Annotated in this window: 14 protein-coding genes and 1 pseudogene; 10 read left to right on the top strand and 5 right to left on the bottom strand. The window is 68.3% G+C overall.

Annotation, left to right across the window (positions count from 1 at the left end):
• Positions 1-69: 69 nt before the first annotated feature.
• From FE633_RS30970 to FE633_RS49875, 6 genes and pseudogenes are all read left to right on the top strand, one after another.
• Positions 70-1,089: a rod shape-determining protein gene (locus tag FE633_RS30970; RefSeq protein ID WP_059131610.1), complete on the top strand. Its 1,020-nt coding sequence runs from the start codon at positions 70-72 to the stop codon at positions 1,087-1,089.
• A 140-nt stretch (positions 1,090-1,229) separates the two neighbouring features.
• The gene (gene mreC / locus FE633_RS30965; RefSeq protein WP_138048485.1) at positions 1,230-2,183 is read left to right on the top strand and encodes a rod shape-determining protein MreC; all 954 of its coding nucleotides are present in this window, start codon (positions 1,230-1,232) and stop codon (positions 2,181-2,183) included.
• Between the two features lie 13 nt (positions 2,184-2,196).
• The gene (mreD, locus tag FE633_RS30960) at positions 2,197-2,868 is read left to right on the top strand and encodes a rod shape-determining protein MreD (protein ID WP_138048484.1); all 672 of its coding nucleotides are present in this window, start codon (positions 2,197-2,199) and stop codon (positions 2,866-2,868) included.
• 133 nt (positions 2,869-3,001) lie between these two features.
• On the top strand, positions 3,002-5,254 hold the full coding sequence (mrdA, locus tag FE633_RS30955) for a penicillin-binding protein 2 (RefSeq protein ID WP_138048483.1): 2,253 nt from the start codon (positions 3,002-3,004) through the stop codon (positions 5,252-5,254).
• Complete coding sequence (gene rodA / locus FE633_RS30950; RefSeq protein WP_138048482.1) at positions 5,251-6,450, top strand: rod shape-determining protein RodA; 1,200 nt, start codon at positions 5,251-5,253, stop codon at positions 6,448-6,450. Before mrdA ends, rodA begins: the two co-directional genes overlap by 4 nt.
• Before the next feature lie 62 nt (positions 6,451-6,512).
• Positions 6,513-6,756: pseudogene (locus tag FE633_RS49875) on the top strand (IS982 family transposase); the annotation flags it as partial.
• A gap of 231 nt (positions 6,757-6,987) precedes the next feature.
• Here FE633_RS49875 and FE633_RS30940 read toward each other — a convergent pair.
• From FE633_RS30940 to FE633_RS30915, 5 genes are all read right to left on the bottom strand, one after another.
• The gene (locus tag FE633_RS30940) at positions 6,988-7,446 is read right to left on the bottom strand and encodes a RidA family protein (protein WP_138048481.1); all 459 of its coding nucleotides are present in this window, start codon (positions 7,444-7,446) and stop codon (positions 6,988-6,990) included.
• A gap of 219 nt (positions 7,447-7,665) precedes the next feature.
• Positions 7,666-8,250, bottom strand: a complete 585-nt coding sequence (locus FE633_RS30930; protein ID WP_138048480.1) for a hypothetical protein — start codon at positions 8,248-8,250, stop codon at positions 7,666-7,668.
• 46 nt (positions 8,251-8,296) lie between these two features.
• Positions 8,297-8,992 (bottom strand): haloacid dehalogenase type II, encoded by a 696-nt coding sequence (locus FE633_RS30925; protein WP_138048479.1) that lies wholly within the window; start codon positions 8,990-8,992, stop codon positions 8,297-8,299.
• 161 nt (positions 8,993-9,153) lie between these two features.
• Entirely contained in the window at positions 9,154-10,332 is a 1,179-nt protein-coding gene (locus tag FE633_RS30920; RefSeq protein WP_212747304.1) for a MalY/PatB family protein, read from the bottom strand.
• Complete coding sequence (locus FE633_RS30915) at positions 10,329-10,808, bottom strand: DinB family protein (RefSeq protein WP_119100248.1); 480 nt, start codon at positions 10,806-10,808, stop codon at positions 10,329-10,331. The genes FE633_RS30920 and FE633_RS30915 overlap by 4 nt, the downstream gene beginning before the upstream one ends.
• 73 nt (positions 10,809-10,881) lie before the next feature.
• Between FE633_RS30915 and FE633_RS30910 the strand changes: the two genes are divergently transcribed.
• The 4 genes from FE633_RS30910 to FE633_RS30895 all read left to right on the top strand — a co-directional run bounded on the left by FE633_RS30910 (position 10,882) and on the right by FE633_RS30895 (position 16,121).
• On the top strand, positions 10,882-11,436 hold the full coding sequence (locus FE633_RS30910; protein ID WP_246113911.1) for a CGNR zinc finger domain-containing protein: 555 nt from the start codon (positions 10,882-10,884) through the stop codon (positions 11,434-11,436).
• 167 nt (positions 11,437-11,603) lie between these two features.
• Positions 11,604-12,497, top strand: a complete 894-nt coding sequence (locus tag FE633_RS49870) for a recombinase family protein (protein WP_138048478.1) — start codon at positions 11,604-11,606, stop codon at positions 12,495-12,497.
• A gap of 56 nt (positions 12,498-12,553) precedes the next feature.
• A complete protein-coding gene (locus FE633_RS30900) occupies positions 12,554-14,119 on the top strand; it encodes a CYTH and CHAD domain-containing protein (RefSeq protein ID WP_138048477.1) in 1,566 nt (521 codons plus the stop codon).
• Between the two features lie 40 nt (positions 14,120-14,159).
• Positions 14,160-16,121 (top strand): TIGR03960 family B12-binding radical SAM protein, encoded by a 1,962-nt coding sequence (locus FE633_RS30895; protein ID WP_138048476.1) that lies wholly within the window; start codon positions 14,160-14,162, stop codon positions 16,119-16,121.
• Position 16,122: the final 1 nt, after the last annotated feature.

Raw genomic sequence — 16,122 nt, 5'->3', positions numbered from 1 at the left:
CCTCGCCTACCTAAAAAGCCATCAAAAGCTCCACTTGGGAAGGCCAGACGAATCCTGATGGGGAACTCAATGTCGTTCATCGGCCGTGACATGGCTGTCGACCTCGGGACCGCCAACACGCTGGTGTACGTCAGGGGTCGCGGGATCGTACTCAACGAGCCCTCCGTCGTCGCGATCAACACCAACACCGGCGGCATCCTCGCCGTCGGCGCGGAGGCGAAGAAGATGATCGGGCGGACGCCCGGCAACATCGTCGCCGTACGGCCGCTGAAGGACGGCGTCATCGCCGACTTCGAGATCACCGAGCGGATGCTCCGCTACTTCATCCTGAAGATCCACAAGCGGCGGTATCTCGCCCGCCCTCGTGTCGTCGTCTGTGTCCCCTCCGGGATCACGGGCGTCGAGCGACGCGCCGTCATCGAGGCGTCGTCCCAGGCGGGCGCGCGCCAGGTGCACATCATCGAGGAGCCCATGGCCGCGGCCATCGGATCCGGCCTGCCGGTCCACGAGGCCACGGGCAACATGGTGGTGGACATCGGCGGCGGCACCACCGAGGTGGCGGTCATCTCGCTCGGCGGAATCGTCACGGCACAGTCCATCCGCGTCGCGGGCGACGAACTCGACAACGCGATCATCCAGCACATCAAGAAGGAGTACTCGCTCCTTCTCGGTGAACGGACGGCCGAGCAGATCAAGATCACCATCGGCTCGGCGTACGACCTCGACTCCGACGAGCACACCGAAATCCGCGGCCGGGATCTCGTCTCCGGCCTGCCGAAGACCGTCGTCATCTCCGCGGCCGAGGTGCGGAAGGCCATCGAAGAGCCGGTCAACGCCATTGTCGACGCGGTGAAGACCACGCTCGACAAGTGTCCGCCCGAGCTCTCCGGTGACGTCATGGACCGGGGGATCGTCCTCACCGGTGGCGGTGCGTTGCTGCGCGGGCTCGACGAGCGGCTGCGGAGAGAGACCGGCATGCCGATCCACATCGCCGAGGATCCGCTCGACAGCGTCGCACTCGGTTCCGGCAAGTGTGTCGAGGAGTTCGAGGCGCTCCAGCAAGTACTGGACGCCCAGCCGCGCAGATGACGTAACTCTTCGATTCCGCCGTACGAGATGATCCCCTCTCGTGCGGCGGATCGTTGATATTGAGGCATAAGCTCCCCCATAGCGCCCCGGCTCGGGGAGCCCTACACGAATTCCGACGAGGGAAGGCACGGCCGCCGCACGTGAGGGACACACGAGAGAGCCGGCTGCTCCTGGTGCTGCTGATCGCCATCGCGTTCGCTTTGATCACGGTGGACATCCGCGGCGGCGAGGACTCGCCCGTCGACGGTGCCCGCCGGGCGGCCGCCACGGTCTTCGGCCCGATCGAGAACGGGGTGTCCTCCGCGGTCGACCCCGTCGGCAACGCGATCGCGGCGGTCCGCGACTCCGGCGACCGGCATGACCGTATCGCCCAGCTGGAGCGTGACAACGCCGCGTTGAAGGCGAAGCTGGGCAGCGACGACCGCAACCGAAGTCGTCTCAAACAGCTCAACAAGATGCTGAAGACGGCGGGTGCCGGGCAGTACGGCATCAAGGGCGCCGAAGTCATCGCGATCGGCGCGGCCCAGGGCTTCTCCTGGACCGTCACCCTCGACGTCGGCGCCAACGACGGCATCAAGCGCGACATGACCGTCCTGAACGGGGACGGCCTGGTGGGACGGGTCACGACGGTCGGCCCGAACACCGCCACCGTGCTCCTCGCCACCGACCCCGACTTCACGGTCGGTACGCGCATGGAGTCCACCGACGAACTCGGCTTCGCCTCGGGCCAGGGCGACCGGCAGCTGCGCGTGGAACTGCTCAACGGCAAGGCCAAGATCAAGAAGGGCGACCGACTGGTCACCTTCGGCTCCCAGGCCGACAAGCCGTTCGTGCCCGGTGTCCCCGTCGGCGTCGTCTCCCGCGTCGACCCCTCCGCCGGCGACCTGACCCGCACGCTCTACGTGGAGCCGTACGTCGCCTTCAGCAAGCTCGACATCGTCGGCGTCGTCGTCGAGGCCCCGCGCAGGGACCCGCGCGACAAGGTGTTGCCACCCGAACCCAAGCCGACCCCCACGCCGACGGTGACCGTGACGGTCACCCCGTCGGCCCAGGTGCCCGCCGACGGTCTGCAGCAAGAGCAGCAAGAGCAGTAGGAGCTGAAATCCCATGCGCCCCAACCGAATGCTGCTCTCCACCACCCTCGTGATCGTCGCCCTGGTGATCCAGGTGAGCGTCCTCGCCCGCCTCCACCTGCCAGGCGCCGTACCGGACTTGCTGCTGCTCACCGTCCTCGGCCTCGCCCTGGTCTACGGCCACGTCGGCGGCGCCCTCATCGGCTTCGGCGCCGGCCTCCTCGCCGACTTCGCGCCACCCGCCGACCACGCCGCCGGCCGCTACGCCCTCGTGCTGTGCGTCATCGGCTACCTCGCCGGCCTCGCCAAACCCGACACCGGCCAGCTCAAGTCCGCGACCGGCCCGATGGTCGTGGTCGTCGCCGCCGCGATCGGCTCCACACTCCTGTACGCGGGCGTCGGCGCCCTCGTCGGTGACACCGCCGCACGCCATGTGGGCCTGGGCAGCCTGCTGTTCACGGCCGCGCTCTACGACCTGCTGCTCGCGCCCTTCGTGGTCCCCGGGATCATGGCGCTGGCCCGACGCGCCGACAACGATCCACTCGCCGAGACCGGCGGCTCCTCCACGGCGGCCGACGTGTCCACCGGCTGGCTGTCGTCCGGCACGGGCCTGAACATCGGCCGACAGCGCGGCGGCCTGCGCATGAAGTCCGCGAAGGCGCGAGTCGCCCGCGCGGGGCGCATCAAGGGGGTCAAGCGCCTGTGAGAGCGGCAACCTCCCCCAAACCCACGCCGATACGACACCTGCCGGGGCCGCCGGCGCCATCCACCGGCCCAGGCCGGCCACGTATTCGTATGACTCCGACTCGTACGCGCTCTGAGAGGGGGAGGCAGCCGCAGTGACCAACATCCCCGAAACCGGCCGGACCCCACGAGTCCAGATCCGGCTCGTCATCATTCAGATCCTCGTCGTCTCCCTCCTCGGCACGCTCGGCGGACGCCTCTGGTACCTCCAGATCCGTGAGGGCGACGCCTACGCCAAGGAGGCCTCCGGCAACCACGTTCAGCAGGTCGTCAGTCCGGCCGTACGCGGCTCGATCCTCGACGCCCGCGGCGTACCGATCGCGGACAACGAGACCCGGCTCGTGGTCTCCGCGTCCCGCACCGATCTGCTGAAGATGAAGGACGACGGCAAGGCCGTCCTCGCCAAGCTGGCCGGCGTCCTGGGCATGAAGCCCAAGGACGTCATGGCCAAGGTGCGGCTGTGCGACGCCAAGACGCCGCAGCCGTGCTGGAACGGCTCGCCCTACCAGCCGATCCCCATCACCGACGAGGCCACGGCCAAGCAGGCCCTGCAGATCCGCGAACGCTCCGAGGATTTCCCCGGCATCACCGCCGAGCCCCAGGCCGTACGCCGCTACGCGAGCCCCGGCGACGCCAACACCGCGCAGGTCCTCGGCTATCTCTCACCCGTCACGGACGAGGAGATCAAGGAAGCCGAGCACACCGACTCACCGTATCTGCGCTCCGACCAGGTCGGCCGCTCCGGCCTGGAGCGCCAGTACGACAAGGAACTGCGCGGCAAGGCAGGCGTCACCCGCTACGAGGTCGACAACCTCGGCCGCGTCATCGGGCAGGCCAAGAGCGACGAGGCCAAGCCCGGCGCGAACGTCGTCACCAGCATCGACGCCCGCGTCCAGCGCGTCGCCGAGTACGAGCTCAACGAGGCGATGAAGGAGGCCCGCAAGCAGCACGACCGGAACACCGGAACGAACTACAAGGCGGACTCCGGCGCGGTCGTGGTGATGGAGGCCAAGACGGGCCGTGTCGTCGCCATGGCGTCCAACCCGAACTACGACCCCAACGCCTGGGTCGGCGGGATCTCCGGCAAGGACTACGCCAAGCTCACCGGCAAGGACTCCAACTACCCGCTGCTGAACCGGGCGATCCAGGGCCAGTCGGCCCCCGGCTCCGTCTTCAAGGTCATCCCGACGGCCGCCGCCGTCAACGCGGGCTACTCCTTCAACGGCCCCTACGAATGCTCCAGCTCGTACTCCATCGGCGGCCAGGTCTTCAAGAACTTCGAGTCCAAGGGGTACGGCCCGATCAGCCTCGGCCGCGCCCTGGAGGTCTCCTGCGACACCGTCTTCTACCGGCTCTCGCACGAGGAGTGGAACCGGGACGGCGGCAACAAGCCGAAGAAGAACGCCAAGGACTGGTTCTACAAGACGGCCCACAGGTTCGGCCTCGGCAAGGAGACCGGCATCGACCTCCCGAACGAGGTCACCGGCCGTGTCCCCGACCGCCAGTGGAAGAAGAACTACTGGAAGGCCAACAAGGACGCCTGGTGCAAGCAGGGCAAGAAGGACGGCTCGTACGCCGAGCGGATCGCGTACGAGAACTGCCTGGAGGGTAACCGGCTGCGCGCCGGTGACTCCGTCAACTACTCCATCGGCCAGGGCGACACCCTCGTCACGCCCATCCAGATGGCGACCATCTACGGGGCAATCTCCAACGGCGGCACCCTCTACAACCCGACCGTCGGCAAGGCGATCCTCAGCGCCGACGGCAAGCACATCCAGGAGATCAGGCCCAAGTCGCACGGCAAGCTGCCGATGACCAGGACGACGCGCGACGAGATAGACCAAGCCCTCGCGGGAGTCGCGACCCGCGGTACGGCCGCCTGGCGGTTCGGCGGCTGGCCGCAGGACAAGATCCCGATGCACGCCAAGACGGGTACGGCCGAGGTCTACGGCAAGCAGACGACCTCATGGTTCACCACGTACACCAAGGACTACACGGTCGTCATGACCATCTCCCAGGGTGGTACCGGATCCGGTGCCTCCGGCCCCGCCGTGCGCAAGATCTACAACGCGCTGTACGGGGTCAGCGAGGACGGCTCGATCGACAAGAAGAAGGCGCTGCTGTACACGCCGCAGAAGAGCCTGCCGAAGATCGAGCAGGACGGTTCGATCGACGCCCCGAAGATCAAGAAGTACGACCCGACCAAGGAGCAGGCGTCCCAACAGGACCAGCAGCAGGCGGCGACGGGTAACGACCCGGCAGCCACCACGCCCTCGCCCAACACCGGCAACAACCGTGACAACCGAAGGCGCGCTGCCCGCCGCAAGAAGAGGCGGAGGACCACATGACCGGTGCCAACAGCTTCTCGGTCTCCGGATACGGCCCCGAACGCTCCGCCCTGGCACGGCTGTTCGCCCGCGACTCGTTGGCGCGACGGCTCGACTGGCCCATACTGCTCGCGGCCATCGCCCTCTCCGTGATCGGCGCGGCCCTCGTCTACTCGGCGACCCGCAACCGCACCGAACTCAACCAGGGCGACCCGTACTACTTCCTGGTCCGGCATCTGCTCAACACGGGCATCGGGTTCGCCCTGATGATCGGCACGGTCTGGCTCGGGCACCGCACGCTGCGCACGGCCGTGCCGATCCTGTACGGCATCTCGGTGTTCCTGATCCTGCTGGTGCTGACCCCGCTCGGCGCGACGATCAACGGCTCCCACGCGTGGATCGTCCTCGGCGGCGGCTTCTCGCTGCAGCCCTCCGAGTTCGTGAAGATCACGATCATCCTGGGCATGGCGATGCTGCTCGCGGCCCGGGTCGACGCCGGCGACAAGCCGTACCCCGACCACCGCACGGTCCTGCAGGCCCTGGGACTGGCCGCCGTGCCGATACTGATCGTCCTGCTCATGCCCGACCTCGGCTCGGTCATGGTCATGGTCATCATCGTGCTCGGTGTGCTGCTCGCCTCCGGCGCCTCCAACCGCTGGGTGCTCGGCCTCATCGGGACGGGTGCCCTCGGCGCCATCGCGGTCTGGCAACTGGGGATCCTCGACGAGTACCAGATCAACCGCTTCGCCGCCTTCGCCAACCCCGAGCTAGACCCCGCCGGTGTCGGCTACAACACCAACCAGGCGCGCATCGCGATCGGTTCGGGCGGCCTCTTCGGCACCGGACTCGGCAAGGGCTCGCAGACCACCGGCCAGTTCGTCCCCGAACAGCAGACGGACTTCGTCTTCACGGTCGCCGGCGAGGAACTCGGCTTCATCGGCGCCGGACTGATCCTGCTGCTGATGGGCGTGGTGCTGTGGCGTGCCTGCCGTATCGCCCGCGAGACGACCGAGCTGTACGGCACGATCGTCGCCGCCGGCATCATCGCCTGGTTCGCCTTCCAGTCCTTCGAGAACGTCGGCATGACCCTCGGCATCATGCCGGTGGCGGGACTGCCCCTGCCCTTCGTCTCGTACGGGGGCTCGTCGATGTTCGCGGTGTGGGTGGCCGTGGGGCTGTTGCAGTCGATCAGGGTGCAGCGGCCGATGTCGGCCTAGACGAATGAGTCCGATGTCTGTGCTGGCCGCGACCTTGACGAAGGGCGCCCGTTGGCTCGTGTGTGAAGACAAACCAGAACTTGGACGCCCTTCGGGCGGCACTGTACGTGTTCATCGACGACCACGTGGCCCTTCCTCGCCGGATCGGGCGATCCCCGCGACTGACCGACGCTCTACCTGCCCCAACAGTCCGGCTACACCAAGCGGTTGAACGCAGCCGGTCCGCTGAATTCGCAGGTGATCGAAGCGCTGGCCCGGCAGGAACAATGGGACGCGGTGAAGGCCGTCGATGCGGACAACTCCCCGTGGCTTGAGGGCATCATCGCCGAACACGGCTGGCCCGGCGCCGAGCGTGTCGGCGAGGACGGCGCTCACGCCGCATGGTTGATCGTTCTGTGGCAAAAGGGGGTGCGGAGTAGGGGGGCCGCCGGAATACGACGGAAAGGGGCAATGCCCCAGGGAAGATCGCCAGGTCACTGGCCGCACGGGAACGAGAACGTGGCGTCACCCGCAGCCGGGCAACGCCGCCACAAGAGGTCAGGCGACCTCGACGATCATCTCCACTTCCACTGGTGCGCCGATCGGAAGCTCCGCGACGCCGACCGCCGAGCGAGCGTGCTGCCCGGCCTCACCGAAGATCTCGCCGAGCAGTTCGGACGCTCCGTTGATCACCGCGGGCTGACCGTTGAAGCCCTCGGCCGAAGCCACGAAGCCGACGACCTTGACCACGCGGACCACCGAGTCCAGCCCCACCAGCGCATCCACGGCGGCCAACGCATTGAGCACGCAGGTCCGCGCGTACTGCTTCGCGTCCTCTGCGCTCACCTCGGCGCCGACCTTGCCGGTTGCCGGAAGCTCGCCGTCCACGACGGGCACCTGCCCGGAGACGTACACGTGCGAGCCGCTCCGCACGGCAGGCACGTACGCCGCGACCGGCGGCACCACGTGGGGGAGCCGGACGCCGATCTCCGCCAGCCGATCCGTCCACTTACTCATGTCAGTCACCTTTCGGTCGCTTCAGCTCTTTCACAGTGTGCTGTCGAGTCGGTCCAGGATTTGTTCGAGGTTCGGGGTAGTGGTGGCGAAGTTGAGTCGTGCGTAGGTCGGGCTGGTCAGTTCGGTGTGCTGAGTGAATTCGGCACCGGAGTTGAGGTACACGCGTGCGTGCCGGAGCAGCGCGGCCGCGGGGTCGGGTCCGATCGGTAGAACTTCCCATCAGCGCTGAGAAATCCAGGGGCCGAGGTAATCACGGTCCACAAGGTCGGGTGTCGGAACGTGAACCAGCATGCGACGTACGCGTTCGGCTGCGTCTTTGGTGAGCGCGAAGTCGGCGTCGCGGGACATCGGGTCCTCGGGGCTGAACTGTCGTGCGGTATCGACGATTTGAGGAATAAAGCCTCGAATGTCGTCGGCGTCGTCCACGGCGATGGCGGGGTCGAGGCCGGCGTCGGACAGGCGTGCCTCGATGTGGGTCAACTGGTCTGTGAGCCAGATCCAGGGGTCGTCGGTGAGGTCGGTCGACCACTGGCGGGCGGAGGGCTCGACATCATCGAAGTGGGGGTGGAAGTGCGCGGCGGAGAACGACGAGGCCGGGCGGTCGAGCTTATTGAACAAGTCAGCTCGCCAGAACGCCTGGTCAATCACCAACTTCTGAGCCGCTGACTCGGTGCCTCGATGGGGTTGCGGAACGAGAAGACCCAGCTCGATGCGGGAGCCGTGTTCCATGACCGCTTCGGGGGTGACTTCGAACCAGCGGCGCACGGTGACCGCGATTCGGGTGAAGCTGAAACTGATGAGCATGTCGCGTCCTCGGTGACAGTGTGGTGGTAGACGTGGGCGGGAGTGCTCACCGGGTGTGCGCGCTGAGTTGGTTTGCGAGGTCGGCGAGGTCCTCCGCGTAAAGGTCGAACCGGTCGGAAGGCGCAGGCGGGTCTCCGACGGGACGGGCAATGTAGGCGGTGCGCAGCCCGACGGTCTGTGCGCCTCGGAGGTCCCAGGCATGCGCGGCGACCATGAGCAGTCGCTCGGGGGGTGCGGCGGCGGCCGTGACGGCGAGTTGGTAGACGGCGGGTGCGGGCTTGTAGGTTTTGGCGTCCTCGGCGGAGAGTGCCTGGTGCCAGCGCAGGCCGGCGTGGGCGTTGAGGCCGAGCAGCGCGGTGCGACTGGCGTTGGACAGCCCGATCAGCGGGAAGCGCTCAGCGAGTCGTGCCAGGCCGGCAGTGCTGTCGGGCCACGGTGACAGTCGTTGACCCGCTCGGCTCAGTGTGGCAATCGCAGCGGGGTCGGTGTTACCGACGGCGTCGGCGACGAGTTGAGCGGCTTCGTGGTCGAGTGCGTCGCTGGGGACCCAGGGCCGATCGCCGTCGAGGATGCGTTGTTGCTCGCGTTCGATGTGGGACTGCCATAGGGTCTGCAGCCTGTCCAGGTCAGCCTCGGCAGCGGTCGGGGCGTGGTCGTGGATGCTGGCGCGGATCCCGGATGGTTCGTCGACGAGCGTGCCGAGTACGTCGATTACGACGACCTTGATATCTGATGCCGACACGCGGGGCCTTTCTCGCAAGGGGCAATGCAGTGCAATCGGATAGGCGTGGGGCCTGTGGTGACCAACTGACCAGGTCGATAGTCCGCGCGGGCAAATGGGGTCTAGGGCCGGCACAGCCCGGAAATCCTGACGGATCGCTGGGGCGGACTCACGGTGGTGCTCTAACTCTTTCCCAGTGCGCTGTCGAGTCGGTCCAGGATTTGTTCGAGGTTCGCGGTAGTGGTGGCGAAGTTGAGTCGTGCGTAGGTCGAGCTGGTCAGTTCGGTGTGCTGAGTGAATTCGTCACCGGAGTTGAGGTACACGCCTGCGTGCCGGAGCAGCGCGGCCGCGGGGTCGGGTCCGAGGCCTGCTTGGGTGAAGTCGATCCAGGCGAGGTAGGTCGCCTCCGGGGGGAGGTAGCCGAGCTCAGGGTGGGTGCGGGCCCAGGCGGTGACGCGGTCACGGTTGCGGGTGAGCAGGTCGGTGGTGGCGTGGTGCCAGTCGTGGGATTCGCGCCAGGCGGCGACGGTGGCGATGCGACTGAGGACGCTGGGGGTGCCGAAGTAGTCCAGCGGGGCGCGGTCGAGAGCGTCGGCGGTGGGTGCGTAGCCGAGGTGAGCGACCGCGCACCGGGTGCCGGCGAGGTTGAACGCCTTCGTCGCCGACGTCGCGGTGATGGTCAGGTCCTCCACGGCCGGGTCGAGGCCGGCGAAGGGGATGTGCCGGTGCGGTGGGTAGGTGAGGTCGGCGTGGATCTCATCAGCCAGAACGGGGATTTGGTGGTCGGTAGCGATGTCGGCCAGCCCACGCAGCTCGGCGGCGCTGAACGTGTGCCCCGTCGGGTTGTGCGGGTTGACCAGCACGAACAGACGAGGCCGTTCGGTGGCGAAGACGGCGTGGTGTCGGTCGAGGTCGAGTTCCCAGCCTCCGGGGGTGCGGTCGAGGGGGAGCGGCACGATCCGGCGTCGTGCGCGGTGGATCGCGGCGAGGAACGGTGGGTAGTTCGGCACGTGCAGGGCGATGGGATCGCCGGGCTCGGTGGTGTGTTCGATGACGATCTGCAGGATCTGGATCAGGTCGCTGAACACGCGGGTGCGGCCCTCGCGGGGCTGCCATCCGTACCGGGACCGCATGCGGTCGGTGAACGCGTCGACGACGGGGTCGCCGTCGGGCCAGTAGGGGTAGCCGAGGTCCTGACGTTCGATGGTCTCGAGCATGCGGGCGCGGACGGGTTCGGGGATGCCGATGTCCATGTCGGCGACCCAGGCAGGTAGGACGTCGGCGTCGACGGCGGTCCACTTGGCTCCGTGGCCGGCTCGTAGCCGGGTCGGGTCGAGCTCAGGACGGGGTTGGGCACTCATGCGGTCTCCAGTGGCTGGTCGGGCGCGGCGGCGAGGACGTCGCGCAGGGTCTCCATCTGCCCGTGGTGCTGGGCGAGTTCTTCGAACACGTGCTGCAGCGCGCCGCCCTGGGTGAGGCGGGTGGGCGGGCCGAGGAAGTCCGCGGGGGGCTCTTGGAGCAGGAACTGCTCGGGGTGCGTGTCGGCGACGTCGGTGTGCATCTGGGCGCGCACGGTCGCGCAACGCTCGACGAGCAGCTCGACCGGGCCGGCGGCGGTGAACTCGGCGTCGCGGTCGCGGTCGATCGGACGGCCGCGGACGAATCCGCCGACCCAGGTCTCGATCACGCACAGGCAGTGGTGCAGCAGCGCGTACGGCGAGTTCGCGCCGGGGTAGGCGGCCCGGTTCGCGCGCTCGTCGCCGAGCTCGACCACGATCGCGGCCATCCCGTCGAGCGCGCGATCGGTGAAGTACAGGTAGTCCTCGCGGCTGAGCATGCCACTCCAATCGTCACCAGTTCAGGCGGTGACGAAGCTTGCATGGCTCGGTGTCACCTGTCAAGATGGTGACGTGGGATTCACGTTCGTGAGCGGAAGTGCGGCACTGGATCTGGCGGGCACGCTGAAGTGGCGCCGGACCGAACCGGAAGAGCTGCTGGCCGGGCCGGCCGACCTGGAGCGCTGGCTCGACGCCTCCACCGACCTGCCCGGCGACGTCAGCGTCACCCGGAACGCGTTCCGGCAGGCCATCAGCCTGCGCGAAGCGGTCTACCAGCTCGCCACCGACCGGCTCGCCGAGCGCGGGTTCGACCGCCGAGCTCTCGACGCCGTCAACGACCTCGCCCGAGACGCGGGCCTGACTGTGCAGCTCAGCGACACCGGAATCCGTCGGACGGGCAACATTGACGCTGTCCTGGCCGAACTGGCCCGCGACGCCGTCACCGTCCTCGCCGACCGCGAGGCTCACATGAAGGAATGCGGCCACCCCGCCTGCACCCGCATCTATCTCGATCATTCCCGCGGAGCCCGCCGTACCTGGTGTGGCATGGACGAGTGCGGCAACCGCGTCAAGGCCGCCGCCTATCGGGCGCGCAAACGCCGCACCGACGCTGCGGCCGCCTCCTGAGTCGTCTCACGACCAACGCCGGCCCCGCTTGACGTCGTCCATGTGACGGGGTCCTTTGCGCGGTTGAGACCGTCACCCCCTTGACAAGTGACGCGTCTCGCTTCGACTATCCGATGCGTCACCACTTAGAGCCGCATGCCGAGTGTTGATCTCGGTCCACGGATCAGGTGGTCAAGAACGCCGAACGCCCCGAGCTGTGGGCCTGCCTGGACTACCTCCGCGAAGGCGACACCCTCGTCGTCCTGGAACTCTCCCGCCTCGGCCGCAGCCTCGCCGACCTGCTCTCCATCGTCAGCGGACTACGCAGGCGCGGCATCGGGTTTACCGTGCTACACGAGAACCTCGACACCACACCCGGCGGCCGCCTGGTCTTCCACGTCTTCGCAGCCCTCGCCGAGTTCATCCGCGAACTCATTCATCTAGGGCTCGACAGCCTGGCAGGAAAGAGAGCGATGTCCGACGAACGCGTGGCCCACTGCCCGGTCACCCCCGAACTGGCCGACCAGCTCATCGGCCTGACGGAGCTGGACCTGACCGACGACGAGGCGGTGACCGCGCGGCTGCTCGGCCTGGGCTGGCGCGACTGGCAGGAAGCGGTGCGCGGCCCCGACTACGAGGAGACGCCCGACGTCCCCGAGGCGAACTTCATCTCGCCGCAGGGGCACTTCGTCACCTGCGACGGCGACGGCTCGCTCTACCTTCCCTTCTCCTACCTCTACTGGCTCGGCGAGGAGCTGCTCGAAGAGGACTGCTGGGCGGAAACGCCCGGCTGGGCCAGCGAGGAAGGCGCCTGGCGTCCGGAGTTCGACGCCCACTTCGACACCGTCGTCCAGCGCTTCACCGACCGCCTCGGCCTGCCCGACTACGACATACGACAGCCCAAATACCACTCCCGCTACGTCTCCTGGCGCCTTGAGCACAACGTGCTCATCGTCGGGCAGGGCGAGGAGCCCCTGTCGTACCACCAGTTCGAGGACGCGCACGTCTACCTCGTCTCCCGGACCGCCGAGGACGTGCCGTTCCCCGAAGGGGCCCGGATGCGGGCCCTGCTCGCCTCCTGAGCCTCGTGCGCGCCGGGGCAGTGCCATCCAGGCCCGAGTGCGACTAGATTCAGTTCATGGCGGACACAAAGCGCGAGATCGAGCGGAAGTACGAATCCGACGAAAGCGGTCTGCCCGACCTGACCGGCGTCGCCGGGGTTGCGGCCGTGGTCGACAAGGGCGTCGCGGACCTGGACGCCGTCTACTACGACACCGCCGACGAGCGCCTCGCCGCATCCTCGATCACCCTGCGCCGGCGTACCGGAGGCGTCGACGCGGGCTGGCACCTGAAGTTCCCGGTCGCCCCTGGCGTGCGGGACGAGATCCAGGCCCCGCTCTCCGACACCCTGCCGCGCACCCTGGCCGGGCTCGTCCGCTCCCGCGTCCGCGACACCGAGCTGCTGCCCGTCGTCCGCGTCCAGTCCGCCCGTGACGTCCGCCACCTCCTCGACGCGGACGGCGGGCTGCTCGCCGAGGTCAGCGTGGACGCCGTACAGGCGGAACGGCTCACCGGGAACGGCGGCACGGCCCAGTGGACCGAGATCGAAGTGGAACTCGCCGACGAAGGGGACCCGGCCTTCCTCGGCAAGGTGGACAAACGGCTGCGCAAGGCGGGCGTCCGCCCCGCCGGGTCGTCGTCGAAGCTGGCGCGGGCCCTCGCCGAGACGGCACCGGGGCCGAAGAAGGCGCCGAAGAAGGCACCGAAGGATGCGCCGAAGAAGCGGAACAAGCGCAAGGAGCAGGCTCCGCAGGAGCCCGTCACCCCGGCCGACCACGTGCTCGCCTACCTGCGCGCCCAGCGGGACGCGATCGTCGAACTCGACCCCGCCGTACGCCGCGACCTGCCCGACTCCGTACACCGCATGCGCGTCGCCACCCGCCGCATGCGCAGCTGCTTCCGCTCGTACGCCAAGGTCCTGGACCGCACGGTCACCGACCACATCGGCGAGGAGCTCAAGTGGCTCGCGGGCGAGCTGGGCGTCGACCGCGACCAGGAGGTACTCACCGAACGGCTCACAGCCGCGCTCGGCGAGCTGCCGCGCCCGCTGCTGACCGGCCCCGTCCGCACCCGGCTGCGCACCTGGTCGCACGCCCGCAGCGGCGGCTCCCGCCGCCGGCTGATCGCGGTCCTCGACGGCCGCCGCTACCTGGTGCTCCTCGACGTCATCGACGCGCTCGTCGCCGAGCCGCCGCTGCTCGAGGCCGCCACGGGCGATGCCGGGAAGGTGATCGGCAAGGCCGTGCGGCGCGACTTCCGACGTCTGTCCGGCCTCGTCGACGAGGCGCTCCACCACCCGTCCGGCGATGACCGCGACCTCGCGATGCACGAGGCCCGCAAGAAGGCCAAGCGCACCCGGTACGCGGCCGAGGCGGCCGCCGAGGCGCTGGGGAAGCCCGCCGTCGACCTGGTCCGCGACATGAAGGCGCTCCAGGGACTGCTCGGCGATCACCAGGACAGCGTGATGACCCGTCACGCCCTGCGGGACCTGGCCGCCCAGGCGCACGCGGCGGGGGAGAGCTCCTTCACCTACGGGGTGCTGTACGGCAGGGAGGAGCAGCGCGCGGCGGCGGCCGAGCGGGCGCTGCCCGAGGCGTGGGCGAAGATCTCCGCCGCGTCCGGGGGGCTCCGCCGAACGCGTTAGGGTTGAGGGTCACCCCTGCCAGCTCACGAAAGTTCGCGAGATGCCTGCCGAAGCCGCCGTATCGGTGTTCCCGCAGCTCGAAGCTCTGCTCCCGCATGTGCAGAAGCCGATCCAATACGTCGGCGGAGAGCTCAACTCCACGGTCAAGCCCTGGGACGCCTGTGACGTCCGCTGGGCGCTCATGTACCCGGACGCGTACGAGGTCGGGCTGCCCAACCAGGGCGTCATGATCCTTTACGAGGTCCTGAACGAGCGCGAGGGCGTGCTCGCCGAGCGCACGTACAGCGTGTGGCCGGACCTCGAGGAGCTGATGCGTGAGCACGGCGTCCCGCAGTTCACGGTGGACAGCCACCGCCCGGTGAAGGCCTTCGACGTGTTCGGCCTGTCCTTCTCCACGGAGCTGGGCTACACGAACATGCTGACGGCCCTGGACCTGGCAGGCATCCCCCTCGAATCCAAGGACCGCGGGCTGGACGACCCGATCGTCCTCGCCGGCGGCCACGCCGCCTTCAACCCCGAGCCGATCGCGGACTTCATCGACGCGGTGGTCATCGGCGACGGCGAGCAGGCCGTGCTCGACATGACCGAGATCATCCGCGCCTGGAAGGCGGAGGGACGTCCCGGCGGCCGTGAGGAGGTGCTGTTCCGCCTCGCGAGGACGGGCAGCGTCTACATCCCGGCCTTCTACGACGTCGAGTACCTGCCGGACGGCCGCATCGGACGCGTCGTACCGAACAAGAGCGGTGTCCCGTGGCGGGTCAGCAAGCACACCGTCATGGACCTCGACGAGTGGCCCTACCCCAAGCAGCCCCTCGTCCCGCTCGCCGAGACGGTCCACGAGCGCATGTCGGTGGAGATCTTCCGGGGCTGCACGCGCGGCTGCCGTTTCTGCCAGGCCGGCATGATCACCCGCCCGGTGCGCGAGCGCTCCATCACGGGCATCGGCGACATGGTCGACAAGGGCCTCAAGGCGACGGGCTTCGAGGAAGTGGGCCTGCTGTCCCTGTCCTCCGCCGACCACTCGGAGATCGGCGACATCGCGAAGGGCCTGGCGGACCGGTACGAGGAGGACAAGATCGGTCTGTCCCTCCCGTCGACCCGCGTGGACGCCTTCAACGTCGACCTGGCGAACGAGCTGACGCGCAACGGACGGCGGTCCGGTCTGACCTTCGCGCCGGAGGGCGGCTCGGAGCGCATGCGCAAGGTCATCAACAAGATGGTCTCGGAAGAGGACCTGATCAGGACGGTCTCGACGGCGTACGGCAACGGCTGGCGCCAGGTGAAGCTGTACTTCATGTGCGGCCTGCCGACGGAGACGGACGACGACGTCCTGCAGATCGCCGACATGGCGACGCGCGTGATCCAGAAGGGCCGCGAGGTCTCGGGCTCGAACGACATCCGCTGCACCGTCTCGATCGGCGGCTTCGTCCCGAAGCCCCACACCCCGTTCCAGTGGGCGCCCCAGCTCTCCGCCGAGGAGACGGACGCCCGTCTGGAGAAGCTCCGCGACAAGATCCGCGGCGACAAGAAGTACGGCCGCTCCATCGGCTTCCGCTACCACGACGGCAAGCCGGGCATCGTGGAAGGACTCCTGTCCCGCGGCGACCGCCGCGTGGGCGCCGTCATCCGCGCCGTCTACGAGGACGGCGGCCGCTTCGACGGCTGGCGCGAGCACTTCTCGTACGACCGCTGGATGCAGTGCGCCGAGAAGACGCTCCCCGCGTACGGCGTGGACGTCGACTGGTACACCACCCGCGAGCGCACCTACGAGGAGGTCCTCCCCTGGGACCACCTCGACTCCGGCCTCGACAAGGACTGGCTCTGGGAGGACTGGCAGGACTCCCTCGACGAGACGGAGGTCGAGGACTGCCGGTGGACGCCTTGCTTTGACTGCGGGGTGTGCCCGCAGTTCGATACATGGCCACAAGTGAGCAACAGCGGGAAGAAGCTGCTGCCGCTGACGGTCAAGAAGGACGCCGCGACCAGCGGACACACTCACTGAC

Source organism: Streptomyces montanus (assembly GCF_005786655.1).
Taxonomy (GTDB): Bacteria; Actinomycetota; Actinomycetes; order Streptomycetales; family Streptomycetaceae; genus Streptomyces; species Streptomyces sporangiiformans.
This window is presented reverse-complemented; position numbering and strand designations above follow the sequence as displayed.

Excerpts from the sequence above, each read along its gene's own strand:
- FE633_RS30970 (WP_059131610.1), top strand. The coding sequence starts at position 70 with ATGTCGTTCATCGGCCGTGACATGGCTGTCGACCTCGGGACCGCCAAC.
- mreD (WP_138048484.1), top strand. The coding sequence starts at position 2,197 with ATGCGCCCCAACCGAATGCTGCTCTCCACCACCCTCGTGATCGTCGCC.
- rodA (WP_138048482.1), top strand. The coding sequence starts at position 5,251 with ATGACCGGTGCCAACAGCTTCTCGGTCTCCGGATACGGCCCCGAACGC.
- FE633_RS30940 (WP_138048481.1), bottom strand. The coding sequence starts at position 7,446 with ATGAGTAAGTGGACGGATCGGCTGGCGGAGATCGGCGTCCGGCTCCCC.
- FE633_RS30930 (WP_138048480.1), bottom strand. The coding sequence starts at position 8,250 with ATGCTCATCAGTTTCAGCTTCACCCGAATCGCGGTCACCGTGCGCCGC.
- FE633_RS30920 (WP_212747304.1), bottom strand. The coding sequence starts at position 10,332 with ATGAGTGCCCAACCCCGTCCTGAGCTCGACCCGACCCGGCTACGAGCC.
- FE633_RS30915 (WP_119100248.1), bottom strand. The coding sequence starts at position 10,808 with ATGCTCAGCCGCGAGGACTACCTGTACTTCACCGATCGCGCGCTCGAC.
- FE633_RS30900 (WP_138048477.1), top strand. The coding sequence starts at position 12,554 with ATGGCGGACACAAAGCGCGAGATCGAGCGGAAGTACGAATCCGACGAA.
- FE633_RS30895 (WP_138048476.1), top strand. The coding sequence starts at position 14,160 with ATGCCTGCCGAAGCCGCCGTATCGGTGTTCCCGCAGCTCGAAGCTCTG.